Origin of the sequence: Mycobacterium talmoniae, from assembly GCF_001854525.1 — a bacterium.
Taxonomy (GTDB): Bacteria; Actinomycetota; Actinomycetes; order Mycobacteriales; family Mycobacteriaceae; genus Mycobacterium; species Mycobacterium talmoniae.
Window position 1 is genome coordinate 1 of the sequence record NZ_MLQM01000146.1, and the last position, 13,684, is coordinate 13,684.

Genomic DNA, 13,684 nt, shown 5'->3' on the forward strand with positions numbered 1-13,684 from the left:
CGAACAGCGCACCGTCCTGGAACAGCACCCCGAACAGGGTGCGGATCTCGTAGAGCTCCTTGGCCGAGCATTCGATGATGTCGGTGCCGTCGATCAGGATCGAGCCGCGCTCGGGGCGCAACAGACCAATCAGCGACTTCAAAAACACCGATTTGCCGGTACCCGACGGGCCCAGCAACACACTGACCTCACCCGAGGGAATCGTCATCGTGACGTCTTCCCAGATTCGCGCCGAACCGAAGGACTTAGTCAGTCCTTCTACCTCAATGGCGACACCCATGGGAGATCCTTCCTCCAACGTCGCTCAGCACCCGGAGGCGCCTGGGTGTGCGGCGTGAGTGACCGTAGTCGACGTGGTTGACATCGCCTTCGGTCCTCACTCGCGCGGCTGTCGGTTAAATCTAATCTAGAATAATATATGTGTCAGCGGTCACCTTCGCAATCACTAGATCACCTGGGTCGCTGCCTTGTCATGACGGGCCGACACAGACTGTGTCACACGCTGATTAGTTAGATTCCGGTCACTCGCGCACATGCCAACGTCTGTCTCCGGAACGGTGGCATCGCTCTGATGATTAGCTAAAATATAGCCTCGTTGCCCGCCAGTCGAGCATCCTGACGGCGCGGCGGTGGCTACCGGGGCGGGAAACCTCGGCGATGGATCGGTTGCTCGCGGCAGAGGCGCGTCTACCGCACTCGATCGAAATATCAGACTATACAACGTGTTCCAACGCAACACGAGGCAGGTTTCGTAAGATAATGCACCAACGTCAGTTTCAAGAAGAAGAACGCGGTTCAATCTCGCCGTCGACGTCGAATTCGCCGCTGGCCGGATGGGGTCGAATGTTGGCCGAGTGTCGGTGTGCCTGGGTTGAAGTCAAATGCCGAGCGCGCCAAATGCATCGAGGTCATCGACGGCTGCGGCAGTGCGCCGGATAATCGCCTTGCAGCGGTCGACGGGCTGCATCTCCGGCTGGTACCAGGCCCGTCCGATCGTGAACAGCCACGCGGTCAGCGGCCAGAAACTCTGCTGGCGGTAACTGAGCCATGCATCGTCGAAACTCGGTGCCGCACCGCCGTATTCGGCCAGAGAATTCAGATAGGTCTCCATCAGCCCCCGTTCCCACTCGCGGCGATCTTCCGGTTCGCAGGCCGAGTTGACGGCGTAGGCGAAGTCGAAGGCCCAGCCGCCTCGAAGGCAGTGGTGCCAGTCGGCGTAGCCCATCTTGCCCTCGGCCGTGACGTAGGTCTGCCCGACGTGGGCGTCACCGTGCAGCAGGGTCTGCGGCATCTCATTGGTGCCGATATTCAGCGAGCGCACGGTGGCTTCGTAGATGCGGTCCGCCTGTCCGTGCAGCCGTGCTGGGATCTCCTGCGCGGCACGGTCCATGCCGACCGCGGCTCGATCGCGCGCGGCGACCATCGCGGACGCGCGGTCGATGTACTGACGAAGGGTGCGTAGCACGGTGATGGCCGGGTCTTCCCAGAGTTGGCCGTGCATACAGGCCAGCGTGCGCACGAGGTCGTGCATCTGATCTTCGGTGAGCCGTTCGGTCGGGCCGACGAATCGAGCTCCCCGCGTTGCGACGATGTCCTCCATGATCGTGATCGAGCGCCACGAGCGGTTGTCGGCCTTGGCCCAGTACCCGCGGGGAGCTTCCATCGTGGTCTTGTCGCGTAGCGACATGTAGAAATGTTCTTCGCCATGCAGTACGCCGGCGCCGCCGGTGAGCAGTCGTTGGCTGACCTTTGTGCCGGCTTTGGTGAACAGTTCGGTCGGCAGGCCCGCTCGTTGCCCTGCGTCGTCGTAGACGACCCGCAGCGCGAGGCGCTCGGTGCTACCGCTGCTGCCGCTAGGGTTGCTGAAACTCACCACGTGCGCACCTGGCACACCCCGGCACAGCACCGCCGTCAGCCACTCCGGTGTGACGTGGGAGCCGGAGATCGGCACGTCGGCGGCCGTGCGCGGGGTCGGGGGGCGAACCTTTTCCGCCAGCGCACAGCCCAGCACCCCCATCGCTTGCACGCCGAGGGCTGCCCGCGGGTCACGCTGCAGAAACTCGTTCACGGAAGAGCTGAAAGCAGATATGGCAGTCATTTTGTTATCCAATCCTTTTGGTTCTGGTGGGAATGTAATGGGCTGGATACCGCCATGCCGCTTGCGGCCACGCACATATTTCCTCGTCAAACAAACCGCCCTCGGGCGCCCGCCGAGGCGATCATCCCAAAGTTCTTTCCGGTGCCTAGCCGGTGGGGAAGGGGTCGTTCTGGCCGCTGGAGTACGGGTCCACATCAGCTTTCTTGCGGGTGGTCAGCAAGTCTTTGAGTGCGCCGAGGCGTCCGCCCTTGTCCTGGATCTTGAAGTGTTTGAGCATGATACGTGCTGCATTCTGGCCGGGCATACCACTGATACCAGCCACGGGGTGGGTGCCCGATCCGGTGAGGTAGAGGCCTTCGACCGGGGTTTTGTAGCCGGCAAAGCCGGCGACCGGCTTGTTGGGGCCGAAGCGGCTGATGGTTGGGTCCACGTGATAGACAGACCCGTCGATGGCCCAGAATCGTTCCTCGATATCCGGCAGTACCAGCGGTCGCACGGCGACCTGCATGTCTTCGACGCCCTTGTAATAGATTTCGGCGTCTTTGATGATGCTGTCGGTGATCTTCTTGCGGGCCACATCCCAACCCTCCTCAGGGAAGGACGGGGTCAGGCCGGTCCAGAACCACCACAGATCCTTGCCCGGCGGCGACATCGACGGGTCGAAGGAGTTGGTGACTTGGGCCAGTCCGGGGATCGCGTCGGGCACCTGGCCGCGCACACAAGCCCTGGCGGCTTCGAGTGCTTGTGCGTAGGTGTGGTAGCAGTTGCACGCTTGGCGCAGGTCGATCCCGTCGTCGCGCCACTTCTCATGTTTGGACATATCGATCCGGCCTGAGAGCGCCACGTTGACCTTGGCGTCGGCGATCCCGCGTTTGCGGGTCGGGATGTGGTCGGCGGCGTTCTGCTTCTTGGGCTCAAGTACACCGCGGGGCAGCAGCCGGGTCAGTGTGGTCCTGGGGCTGCATGCGGTCAACACCGCACGGCGGGCATGGATTTCGGCGCCGCCTTTGATGCGTATACCGGTGCAGCGGTTGTTGGTGACGATCAGCTCCTCGACCGGTGACCTGGTGATCACGTCGCCGTGGTTGTCTTTGATGACGCCGATCAGGGCTTTGGGCAGCGAGCCGGTGCCACCGTGGAACATCGCCACCCCGTACTTGGACAGCACCCCCAGATAGATCAGCGACCAGCCCGACATGTCGGCGTCGAACGGCATGAACGGCAGACTGCTTAGCATCGGTGCGCGGATCATGTCGTGCTCAAAGCTCTCCTCGACGGCCTCGGCCTGGGAGCTGCTCATCCAGCGGCCCAGCGCGGAGAGCTGCTTGCGGTTCTTGGCCAGTGCGCGCGCCGATTTGAGGATGTTCTTGATCTCAGGCTGGGTCACGCTGGTCTGCATCATCGGCAGCCCGATCTCTACAGCGGCGTCGATCACCTCGTAGAGCTCGATCAGCGCGCGGGCGTCCTTTTTGGAAAAGTACGCGAGCTCGGCGGCGGTCTTGCGGGGATCACGCCACAGGCCCAGCGAGGCCCCGTCAGCCGACAGCTGGAAATGTGCCGGGTCGATCACCGTCTGACGCAGGCCGTAGTACCGTGACAGCCCCAGATCCCGGTCGATGGTCGTGGTGCGGAACAACGACGCTTGGATCGATGCCTCGTTGATCATGTACTCCGGCGCCTCTGGCGCAAACGGATTGGTCGACGTCATGCCGCCGGCGGTCGGCGAGGCTTCCACCACCAGGACGTCGAGGCCAGCCTTGGCCAGATACGCGGCCGCGACCAAGCCGTTGTGTCCAGATCCGACGACGATGACATCGGCTTCGCGTGGCACGGAAGAGTCCTTCATGATCTGTCCTTCGATTGCCGGGAGCGGTGACGCGCTCAGGTATGAATCTAATGTTTATTAAATTTTAAGCCGCGGGCTGGACCTGGGGGACGACTTGTCCTGTCCTGCTTTGCCATCAGCGACGGTGGCCTTCTGGTGTCACCAGCTGTACAACCTCGATGTTGCGCAGCGCTTCGTGGATCTCGGCGATGCGGCGCTTTCGGCGAAGTCGTAGCGACTAGACACACTGTATGCAGAATGCGATCCAGAACACAATCCCCATTGCCGGCGTGCGCCCCATGGACGGGCGACGCGATCCGCGGTAGGCCGGTACACGGTGCCCCGCCGTTATGATCGATGGCGTGTCAGCAGCGCTTCCGAGTCGACGGCAACGCGCTGACTGCGTCGTCCGGCGGAACCAGACGGTTGCCTCGGAGTTCCAGCGTCGACTCGCCGATGCGATTGAACGGTTGGTCGACGAGGGGGCGAGTTACGCACAATTGAGCGTTGAACGACTCGTCGGCGAAGCCGGCATTGCGCGTTCGACATTTTATAAATACTTCGGAGACAAAAGTGGGCTCCTGTCGAGCCTCGTCGGTGCTGTTCAAGACGATTTCCTGCACGCTGCCGACGCATGGTTGGAGTTGACCGCCGGAGCCGCTAAATCTGATTACGAAGCGGCGTTCGCGGCGATATTCGACGCTTACCGATCCCACCGGGTCGTCATGCGTTGTATTGTGGAACAGGCCAATCAAGATCCGGTGATCCGGGATCATTTCACCGGAATGATGGCGGCATTTGTGGCGGCGATCGAGGAACATATTCGGTTGGGGCAAGAGGCCAATGCCATCACGTCCGATCACTCGGCGCATGATCTCGCCCTGTGGTTGACGTGGATGTTGGAGTACGGCCAGTTGCAATTGGTCGGACCCGCGGTCGACCGTGACTTGAAAAAATACACCTCCGCTGTGACGGATGTCGTCTGGAGAGCGCTGTATTCAGAACTGACCGGACCATGAGCAGAGAGGCGCGGCGCCAACTACCCAACCGTGCTGCCCGCCGGGTCGACACGCTCGGGGCACTCGCCGATGCGGCGGCCGCGTGCGTCGATGAGGACAATACGAGCTTCGCCGAGCTCAGCGTCGAGCGCCTCGCTCGACGTGCCGGTATCTCACGCGCGAGTTTCTATCTGTACTTCGAAGACAAAGGCGAACTAGTTCGTGGTTGGCACCAGGAATTCGACGCTCAAGTGACCGCCGGCTACGCCGAATGGTGGAATGTATCCAGCCCAGGTCGCTCGGCCGTCTCAGGAGCGCTCGAAGAACTTGCCGTAATTCATCGCAGGAGTCGGACCGTACTGGCGGCGATACAGCAAATGACGGCCCATGATCCCCACCTTCGTCACGAGCGCGTCGAAGCCTTTCAGCGCAAACGAGGGGAGCTGAGACGGCATATCATGCGTGGTCAACGGGAGAATTGGATAGATGCGGACCTCGCCCCGGATACAACGGCGGCATGGCTGATATCGATGGTCGACCGCGTCATGCAGCAAGTGGTCCCCACCTGTGGCGACGCAACGTCACTGATCGACACAGGCGCCGAAATCGTGTGGCGGGCGCTCTACGCGTCTCCGGATCGACGGGATCTCGCCTGGGGTTGTCCATCCGCAGCACCGGCGGCGGGCCGTCAGCTGCGGAGAAGGTAGGCGCTGGGGGAGTGGCCGGTCCATCGGCGGAAAGCTCTGCTGAAACTGGCTGGGTCCGAATAGCCCAAGCGGTGGGACACCTGGGCGACAGAGAGTTCGCCGGTGTTCAGTAGTTCGAGGGCGAGGCGGTGACGGACCTCTTCATGAAGGGCTCGAAATGAGGTCCCTTCCGCGCTGAGTTGGCGCCGTATGGTGCGGGGGTCGACGTGGCGGTCCGCGGCGATGTCCGCCAGGGTCGGTGGCGAGGCCGGCCTGCGGTGCAGAGCGTACCGGATCCGGCCCGCGAGTCCGGCGTGGCGGGCGCGGCGTACCGCGAGATCGACGCATTGCCGCTCCACGGCTTCGGCGGTGAGGGGATCCGCCATCGGCAGCGGGTGGGTGAGCGTGGCCGTGTCGAACACGAACGCGTTCCGGTGGCTGCCGCCGACGCTAACCGACTGCGGAAGGGCAGCCCGCAGAGCCTTCCGCCGTTCGGCCGGCAAGCTCGTCTCGAGAACGAGCGGCAGCTGATGTCCGACGATGCCTCCGATGGCCGTGGCGGTGCTGGTGAGGTCCCGTTCGAGGATGAAGTGGTAGACGGCCGGGCTCAGTTCGGAAGCGTCGAGCTCGAGTCGGGCTGACCCGGGCCGGCGGACGAGCATCGGTCGCATGAAGATCCAGGACAGCTTGCCGTGACCATGGCGCAGCGCGATGTCGAGCAGATCGCTGACTGTGGGGCTGAGCAGCATGGCGAAACCCCATACCCCGAGCATGCCCACGGTCAGCCGTCGGCCGGCGGCCACCCCCAGCCCGGGCCGGTCACCGGCGAGGCATACCAGGTTGCGGATGACGGTCATCTCTTGGGCAGCATCGACGATTGTGTCCGCGTCCGTCAGGGAGGACGGGGACAGATCGCTGCCATCCAGCAGGTCGGTGATCGGGATGCCAAGTTCGCGCGCCACCTCGAGCAGGACACGGATGCCGGACACGCCACGTGGGAAGTCCCAGGAGGCCGCGGTGGTGCTCATGGCCCGGGACGTTAGCCGCCGATGTCCGAAAATGCTATGACCGGGTCCTTGGATGTCCTGTTCGGAGGCCACGAGCGTCCCTAGCATCAGTCAGCATGGCGAGCACAGTCGTCCCGGTTCGGGATCCACTTGGGCGCCCGCCGTTGACTGCTGGGAATCTGATGTTCGCCGGAATCCCTAGGAGCCGGTAATGACTCCGCTGGACCCGGTCGGGGTCGTGGACGGCGAGTGGGACAACGCGGCATGGTGGAGCACCTCCAACATGGGCGAGGCGGTCCCCGGCGTGCTTACCCCGCTGAACTGGACGTTCTGGGGTCAGAGCAGCGAACACGCGCTGCGCCGGGCCTTCGTGTCGTTCGGTGCCCTCGAAAAGGCGCACGTCCAGGTCCCCATCGACCCGGCCCAGCGGATCATGGGCGTGTTCCACGGGCGCCTCGCCGCCAAGGTCAGCTTCCTGGGAGACATGGGCGACCGTCTTCCCGGCACGACCGGGGCGGCGGTCGCCGAACAGATCCTCGGAACGCTACCCGAGGACTTCCGCAGCCGGCCCACCCGACGCCGGCTACCGATCATCGCGGCGAGGCTCCCCGCCGCCGCCCTGTCGGCGCCAACGCGCGTACGACGGTTGCGTACCACCACGACCCGATGGTGGGAGAACCAGGTCAGTTCCGTGGGCCGGATGGATCTCGGCGCAGCCCGGGCACGGTTCGAGGCCGCGCTGCAGCGCTTCGACGACGCCATGTACACCCACATCACCTGTACGTTCGCCGTGGTGCAGCCGCTTTACGATCAGATCCACCGGCTGGCCGAACGCGTCGGCGAACCAGACCTGGCCGACCAGGTGCTGACCGGCCAGGGCATGCACGTTGAACTGGACATGGTCGACGATCTGTGGGAGCTGTCGCGCGACCGGCTGGCGCTCACAGAGTTCCTGCGGCGGCATGGCTACCACGGGCCCAACGAGGGGGAGATTGCCAGCCGGGTCTGGCGCGAGGACGCTGCCCCCGTGCTCAGCCTCGCCAACGGCTACGCGCGCCGTTCCGAGCACGAACGACCCGAGGCTGCGATGCGCCGCCGCGTCGAGCAGCGGCGGGCCGCCGAGATGAGGCTGCTCGCCCGGATCCCCCGAACGCGGCGCGCCGGTGCACAGTTAGCGCTCGGACTCGCCGCCCGCTACGTACCGCTGCGTGGTGTCGGGAAGATCGCGTATCTGCAGGTTCTCGACGTCGCGCGGGCCGCCGCCCGGCGGGCCGGCGAGGAGTTGGCCCGTGCCGGTGTGCTCGTTGACCCCGATGACGCTGCGTACCTCACCGCACGTGAGCTTCTCCGGCTAGGGCCCACCGACCGGGCCAAGACGGTTGTCGCCGAGCGCCGGCGGCTGCACGAGCAGTACCTCACAGAGGCGCTGCCAGGTTCGTGGCGAGGTCTGCCGGCAACCGCGCCCGGCAGCGTCGTCCCGTCCTCTCAGGGGCTCGTACTGCAGGGCGTCGGCGCGAGCGCTGGCGTCATCGAAGGCCGCGCACGGGTCGTGCTGAACCCGGACTTCGTCGACGTCGACGACAACGAGATCCTGATCGCACCATTCACCGACCCCAGCTGGGCCTCCGTGATGTTCACCTCCGCCGCCCTCGTCGTTGACATCGGCGGCGTGCTTAGCCACGCCGCCGTAGTGGCCCGCGAACTCGGCATCCCGTGCGTCATGGGCACCGGAGACGGCACCCGCCGGATCAGCACCGGTGACTGGTGCCGGGTCGACGGGTCGAACGGAACGCTTGAGATCATCCGGGCTGCAGACCGCGATCCACAGCAGTGAACCCGACCACCGCACTGTGACGAAAGGAGCACCGATGGGAGCGACCCACGTTCCGATCGACGACAGGCTAGCAATCCAGGATCTGGTTGCCCGCTACTCCTACTACTGCGACACTCAGCAATATCGGGAGTGTGCGGGCTTGTTCGCCGAGGAGGGCCAGTTCGACGAGACCGTCATCGGAATCCCGTTCTGCGACGGCCGGCCAGCCATAGACACCACCTTCCGTGGCATGGAGGGGTTGATTGACTACCTGATCCACCTCACCAGCAACCACCGGATCAGCGACTTCGACGGAGACCACGCCACCGGAACGGTGCACGTCCACGTCCTCGGCAGGTACCTCGGCACTGACCTGCAGGTCCTCGGTTACTACACCGACGACTACGTCAAACAGGACGGTGGGTGGCTCTTCGCCCGCCGTCAGCTCGTCGAGATCGCGCCGTCGGTCGGACTCGACGCGCTACAAGCCGATGCCCCAGCCACCGGTTGAGGGCCCGCTCCTACTCGTGGGGTCGCGGCGGCGCGCTGATGCCGTCTATGAGCAGGTCGGCGAGCCGGTCGGCCTGGGCATCGAGCGCCGGCAGGTCCAGCTGGTCGGGCATGCCCCCACGCATGGACAGGTCTAATGCGGTCCAGAACGCCGCTCCGAAGGCCGCGCTAATCGCGGTCTCGAGGTCAAAGTCGCGGTGCGGCCAACGGCTCAAGTTGGCCTTGCTGGCTTCGACGGCAGCGTCGATCAGCGGCCGGAAATGGGCGCCATAGAACCGGCGGGCCACGTCACGCTCGCCGAACAAGATCACCCCGAGTGCCGGGACCGACTCGGCGAAGGTGCGCAGCAGGGTGCGCATAAACCGGCGGGTGCTTTCCCGTTGCGCGGTGCCCGTCGGGTCCGGCGGCAGGGTGCGGACCTCTTCGATGCGCGCCGCCAGCAGCTCGTGCAGCGGCGCCATGATCGCTTCTTCGAAGAGCACCTCTTTCGACTCGAAATGCTTGTAGATCAGCGCGCTGGTGACGCCAGCGGCGTCCGCGACGGCCTGAATGCGGGCGCCGGCGTAGCCCCCCTGAGCGAGGAACTCCTCACGCGCGACGGCCAAGATCAGGCTTCGTCGTTGCTCCATCGACAGCCGCGGGGAAGCGCTTGACACCCGTAGTAACGTAGCAGCGGGAGAGGTTGGTAACAAATTACTAACCATCCGCGTGTTAGGCAGACATCGGCCCGCGGCAGGAATGGGAGTCGTGTTATGGCTGGTCAGAAAACGGTGTCGGACGCGGTGGATTCCGCTGTGGCACCGAGGCTGCGCGGGCTGGATCCGAAGTGGTGCGAGCGCGAGCTTCATTCCCGCGGGTTCCCGAGGGCGAGCGTGACCGAGGTGCGCAGCGAGTCACTGGGGGTGACCGGCGCAATCGGCGACATCGCCCGGGTCCGACTGTCATACGCGCCAGACTCACCGCCCGGCCCCGCGAGCGCGATCGCCAAGATCCGGGCCGCCGATGAGCTTCGGGCCACGATCGACGCGGCCATGCACCTCTTCGAGCGGGAGTCCCGGTTCTACGCCAGCTTTGCCGACCGGACCCGTTTGCGCAGCCCCCGGTGCCTCGGCGTCGGAGACGGCTCGGCCACCCCGCTGCTGCTGGAAGACCTCGCTGGCCTGCGCGCCGGCGACCAGGTGGCCGGGCTGGCCGTGGCGGACGCCGAGCGGGTCATGGACGCGCTGGCCGACCAGCACGCCGCGTTCTGGAACTCTCCGGTCTGTCAGGAGCCGTGGTTGGTCTCACCCTCGGCTGGACAACGTGTTCTTCGATGCCGACGGCATCCCGGTCTTCGTGGACTGGCAGATGATCGGGGTCAGCCGGGGGACTCAGGATGTGGGCAACCTGCTCGCCGGGAGCATGGACATCGACGACCTACGGCAGCACTGGGAACGGCTGCTGCGCCGTTACCACGACCGACTGGGCGAGCACGGCGTGCGCGACTACCCGTGGCAAGAGTGCGTGTCGCACTACCGCCAGACCATCCTCTACCCACTCGGCCAGGGCATCGCTCTCATCGGTGCCCTCGCCCAAGCCGACGACCGTGGACTCGCCGACGTTGCGTTGCTGCGCGCCCTGACGCACTGCCACGACCTGAACTCCTTCGACACGGTGGCGGCGGCGTGACCGCGCCGACGACCGCCGCCACGGTCCCAGTCATCGAGGACCTCTCGGCGTACGTGATCGCCGGTCGGATGAAGGCACGCCCAAGCCCCGAATCCGAGACCGCGGCCCGCCCCCGCGCCCAGGGGTTGGACGACGGGGTGCAGGCTGAACAGATCGGGTTCCGCTGGGTGTTCTTGTCCGAGCGGTGGAATCTGAAGGAGGCCGGCGCGTTGCTGGGCGGCATCGCAGCGCGTACCACCCGGATCGGGGTCGGCACCGGCGTAATCCCCCCGGCGGCCCGACACCCGCTGCACGCTGCCGGATTTGCCAACGGAGCCCGGCATGCTTGAGACCTGCGTCGGCGTCTGGACCGACCGTCACTTTCCCGCCGACACCCTCGTCTTGCAGTGCCGCGCACTGCAAGACAGCGGCGTCGTGGACGGGGTGCTGATCCCCGACCAGCTGGCCGGGTTCATCCCCCGCCAGCTGTGGACCCCGGAGAACACACCCATGGCCGCCGTGATCGGCGACCCGGATTCGGCGATGGATGCGTTCATGGTCGCTCCATACGTGCACGCCGCGGCGCCGAAGCTGAACCTTCACCTGACCACCGACAGTGTGCGGCATGGGCCGGCCGAGCTGATCCAATCCATGCTGACGCTAGCCCACCTCACCGGCGGCCGAGCCAACTTCCAGATCGGCGGCGGCGAGGCCAAACAGTTAGCGCCCTTCGGGCACCCGACCAACCAGGGCAGGTCCCGGCTGCGCGACCTGCTCCGAATCTACCGCGCCATGCTGGAGCACGATGGCCCCTTCGACTACGAGGGCAAGCGCTGGACGTTCAACAGGGCGTTCCTGGGCGGGGCGCGGCAACACCAGCCGACTGTGTGGGGTCTCGGCGGCGGCCCCCAGCTGACCGATTACGTCACCTCCTGGGCCGACGGCCTGGCGGTTGCCATCCCCAACGCCTTGACCACTCCGGAGGCCGTGCACGAGGCGGTGTCGGGTATCCGGCGCCAGGTCGAGGAGAAGGGCCGCGACCCCGGAAGCTTCCGCATCGGGCTGTGGGCGACTGTGCTGATGCACTCCGACCCTGCCGCCATCGAGCGGGCCTGCCACAACCCGGTGATGAAATTCGTCAGCGCTGCCACCGGCCGCGTCGAGTCTCGACAATGGGAAGAGGATGGGCTCGGGCTGCCGTTCCCGCCCGGCTGGACGTACTTCAAGGACCTGCTGCCCTACGCCACGCCGGATGAGCTGGTTAACGCCATCGTGGCGGCGACCACCGAGAAGCACGTCCGGAAGGCCTGGATCACTGGTACGCCAGGCGAAGTCGCCGAGCAGATCGTTCCGTACCTGGAGGCCGGGATCGACTGGGTGATGCCCATAGACTACCTGCCGATCGTCGGGGATCCGGCCGACGCACCCTCCTCGGTGAGCTGGATGGTCGAGCTGTGCGCTGCGCTCAAGAAATCGGCCGGTGCGTAAGTGTCCGCACGCCAGCCGGGGCGGCTGTCGGATCGTAGCTCGGGAACGATCGCGAGGAAGACGAATGCTACCGACGCATACGGGGGTCCTCACCGCCGATGACGGTACACCGTTGGCTTGGCAGGTCTGGGACCCCGATAACCCCCCGCGGGCGAGCATCGTTTTCCTGCACGGTGGCGCTGAGTACGGCAGGCGCTATCCGCGGTTGATCACAGCGTTGGTGTCGTGCGGGTGGGCGGTCGTGGCTCCCGATCTACGTGGGCATGGTCGTTCAGGTGGGCGCCGGGGAGGGTTGAAGCGATTCAGCGATTATCTAGACGACCTCGCCCTCATCCTGGACCTGGCCCGCAGGCGCGGCGGTGGGGTACCCCTGTTTCTCGTCGGCTACAGCCTGGGCGGACTGATTAGTGCGTCGTATTCTTTGACGCGCGTTGCCGACGGTGAACTTGCCGGCCTCGTGCTGATTGCGCCTGCCCTTGGCCCGGCGACAAAGCGCCGTCTGCAGTGTTCGGTGCTGCGCGCGTTATGTCGTTGATCGCGCCCTGGTTGCCGGTTTTCAGGATGCCCGTTGATTCGATGATGTCCGACCCGGCGGTCCTGGCGGCTTACAAGGCCGACCCGCTAGTGCACCATGGGTTCTTCACCGCCCTGCTGATCGACTTGGTCGGCACCGCAACTGTCATTGACAAGACATTGCTGACCTACCCGGGGATGCGACACGACGTGTGCAATGAGCCCGGAGGCGAGCAGGTGATCATCGACATCACGCGGTGGGTGGCCGCTCGGGTCTGCTATGAGCCAGAGCGACCCGCAGGGATGGTATGAGCGGACAACGCCGGCATGGCTGATCCGGCACAGATACCGGCCTCGAACTCCTCGGCGCTGCGCCGGGTGCTGCGCCGCGCCCGCGACGGTGTGGTGCTCAACGCCGACGAGGCCGCCCTGGCGATGACCGCCCGCGGCGATGACCTGGCCGATTTGTGTGCCAGCGCGGCACGGGTCCGCGACGCCGGGCTGCAATCGGCTGGGCGGGTCGGGCCCGGCGGTCGGTTGCCGGTCAGCTACTCGCGCAAGGTGTTCATCCCGGTCACCCACCTGTGCCGCGACACCTGCCACTACTGCACGTTCGTCACCGTGCCCGGCAAGCTGCGTGCCGCCGGTGCGGGCATGTATCTGGAGCCCGACGAGATCCTCGACATCGCCCGCCGGGGCGGCGAGCTGGGCTGCAAGGAGGCGTTGTTCACCCTCGGTGACCGGCCCGAGGAGCGCTGGCCCGAAGCGCGGCAGTGGCTCGATGAGCGTGGCTACGACTCCACGCTGTCCTACGTGCGGGCGATGGCCATCCGGGTGCTCGAGGAGACCGGCCTGTTGCCGCACCTGAACCCCGGGGTGATGAGCTGGTCGGAGCTGTCGAGGCTCAAGCCGGTGGCACCGTCGATGGGCATGATGCTGGAGACCACCTCGCGGCGGTTGTTCGAGACCAAGGGGCTGGCCCATTACGGCAGCCCGGATAAGGACCCGGCGGTGCGGCTGCGCACCCTGACCGACGCCGGCCGGCTGTCCATCCCGTTCACCACCGGGCTGCTGGTCGGCATCGGGGAGACCCTGGCCG

General features: G+C 65.5%; 16 protein-coding genes. 10 read left to right on the forward strand and 6 right to left on the reverse strand.

Annotation, left to right across the window (positions count from 1 at the left end; translation table 11 throughout):
* From BKN37_RS20795 to BKN37_RS20805, 3 genes are all read right to left on the reverse strand, one after another.
* The coding region (locus BKN37_RS20795; protein WP_165618371.1) for an ATP-binding cassette domain-containing protein at positions 1–280 on the reverse strand (280 nt) is incomplete at its 3' end.
* A 597-nt stretch (positions 281–877) separates the two neighbouring features.
* Positions 878–2,098 carry a phosphotransferase gene (locus BKN37_RS20800; RefSeq protein ID WP_242657310.1) on the reverse strand — a complete coding sequence of 407 codons (1,221 nt, stop codon included), beginning with the start codon at positions 2,096–2,098 and terminating at the stop codon, positions 878–880.
* Positions 2,099–2,243: 145 nt separating this feature from the next.
* The gene (locus tag BKN37_RS20805; RefSeq protein ID WP_071028858.1) at positions 2,244–3,944 is read right to left on the reverse strand and encodes a phytoene desaturase family protein; all 1,701 of its coding nucleotides are present in this window, start codon (positions 3,942–3,944) and stop codon (positions 2,244–2,246) included.
* Between the two features lie 341 nt (positions 3,945–4,285).
* Here BKN37_RS20805 and BKN37_RS20810 point away from each other — a divergent pair, with 341 nt between their 5' ends.
* Both BKN37_RS20810 and BKN37_RS27995 read left to right on the forward strand, forming a co-directional pair.
* Positions 4,286–4,942: a TetR/AcrR family transcriptional regulator gene (locus BKN37_RS20810; RefSeq protein ID WP_242657311.1), complete on the forward strand. Its 657-nt coding sequence runs from the start codon at positions 4,286–4,288 to the stop codon at positions 4,940–4,942.
* Positions 4,939–5,628, forward strand: coding sequence for a TetR/AcrR family transcriptional regulator (locus BKN37_RS27995; protein ID WP_083341933.1), 690 nt, complete (start codon positions 4,939–4,941; stop codon positions 5,626–5,628). The genes BKN37_RS20810 and BKN37_RS27995 overlap by 4 nt, the downstream gene beginning before the upstream one ends.
* Here the strand turns inward: BKN37_RS27995 and BKN37_RS20815 are convergent.
* Complete coding sequence (locus tag BKN37_RS20815; RefSeq protein ID WP_071028859.1) at positions 5,610–6,635, reverse strand: helix-turn-helix transcriptional regulator; 1,026 nt, start codon at positions 6,633–6,635, stop codon at positions 5,610–5,612. The two genes, BKN37_RS27995 and BKN37_RS20815, sit on opposite strands and share 19 nt — an antisense overlap.
* A 190-nt stretch (positions 6,636–6,825) precedes the next feature.
* Here BKN37_RS20815 and BKN37_RS20820 point away from each other — a divergent pair, with 190 nt between their 5' ends.
* Positions 6,826–8,448, forward strand: a complete 1,623-nt coding sequence (locus BKN37_RS20820) for a PEP-utilizing enzyme (RefSeq protein WP_083341935.1) — start codon at positions 6,826–6,828, stop codon at positions 8,446–8,448.
* 34 nt (positions 8,449–8,482) lie between these two features.
* On the forward strand, positions 8,483–8,938 hold the full coding sequence (locus tag BKN37_RS20825; RefSeq protein ID WP_071028860.1) for a nuclear transport factor 2 family protein: 456 nt from the start codon (positions 8,483–8,485) through the stop codon (positions 8,936–8,938).
* Between the two features lie 10 nt (positions 8,939–8,948).
* On the opposite strand, the gene BKN37_RS20830 is transcribed toward BKN37_RS20825, so the two are convergent.
* Together BKN37_RS20830 and BKN37_RS29300 are read right to left on the reverse strand one after the other, a co-directional pair.
* On the reverse strand, positions 8,949–9,593 hold the full coding sequence (locus BKN37_RS20830; RefSeq protein ID WP_158260413.1) for a TetR/AcrR family transcriptional regulator: 645 nt from the start codon (positions 9,591–9,593) through the stop codon (positions 8,949–8,951).
* A 300-nt stretch (positions 9,594–9,893) separates the two neighbouring features.
* Positions 9,894–10,175 (reverse strand): hypothetical protein, encoded by a 282-nt coding sequence (locus tag BKN37_RS29300; protein WP_158260414.1) that lies wholly within the window; start codon positions 10,173–10,175, stop codon positions 9,894–9,896.
* 64 nt (positions 10,176–10,239) lie between these two features.
* Between BKN37_RS29300 and BKN37_RS20840 the strand changes: the two genes are divergently transcribed.
* From BKN37_RS20840 to cofG, 6 genes are all read left to right on the forward strand, one after another.
* The gene (locus BKN37_RS20840) at positions 10,240–10,605 is read left to right on the forward strand and encodes an oxidoreductase family protein (protein WP_071028863.1); all 366 of its coding nucleotides are present in this window, start codon (positions 10,240–10,242) and stop codon (positions 10,603–10,605) included.
* On the forward strand, positions 10,602–10,934 hold the full coding sequence (locus BKN37_RS20845) for an LLM class flavin-dependent oxidoreductase (RefSeq protein WP_071028864.1): 333 nt from the start codon (positions 10,602–10,604) through the stop codon (positions 10,932–10,934). Before BKN37_RS20840 ends, BKN37_RS20845 begins: the two co-directional genes overlap by 4 nt.
* Positions 10,927–12,072, forward strand: a complete 1,146-nt coding sequence (locus tag BKN37_RS20850; protein ID WP_071028865.1) for an LLM class flavin-dependent oxidoreductase — start codon at positions 10,927–10,929, stop codon at positions 12,070–12,072. The genes BKN37_RS20845 and BKN37_RS20850 overlap by 8 nt, the downstream gene beginning before the upstream one ends.
* Positions 12,073–12,136: 64 nt before the next feature.
* Positions 12,137–12,607 carry an alpha/beta hydrolase gene (locus BKN37_RS28000; RefSeq protein WP_083341937.1) on the forward strand — a complete coding sequence of 157 codons (471 nt, stop codon included), beginning with the start codon at positions 12,137–12,139 and terminating at the stop codon, positions 12,605–12,607.
* A complete protein-coding gene (locus BKN37_RS20855) occupies positions 12,598–12,897 on the forward strand; it encodes an alpha/beta fold hydrolase domain-containing protein (protein ID WP_071028866.1) in 300 nt (99 codons plus the stop codon). The genes BKN37_RS28000 and BKN37_RS20855 overlap by 10 nt, the downstream gene beginning before the upstream one ends.
* Positions 12,898–12,912: 15 nt before the next feature.
* The coding region (gene cofG / locus BKN37_RS20860; protein WP_071028867.1) for a 7,8-didemethyl-8-hydroxy-5-deazariboflavin synthase CofG at positions 12,913–13,684 on the forward strand (772 nt) is incomplete at its 3' end.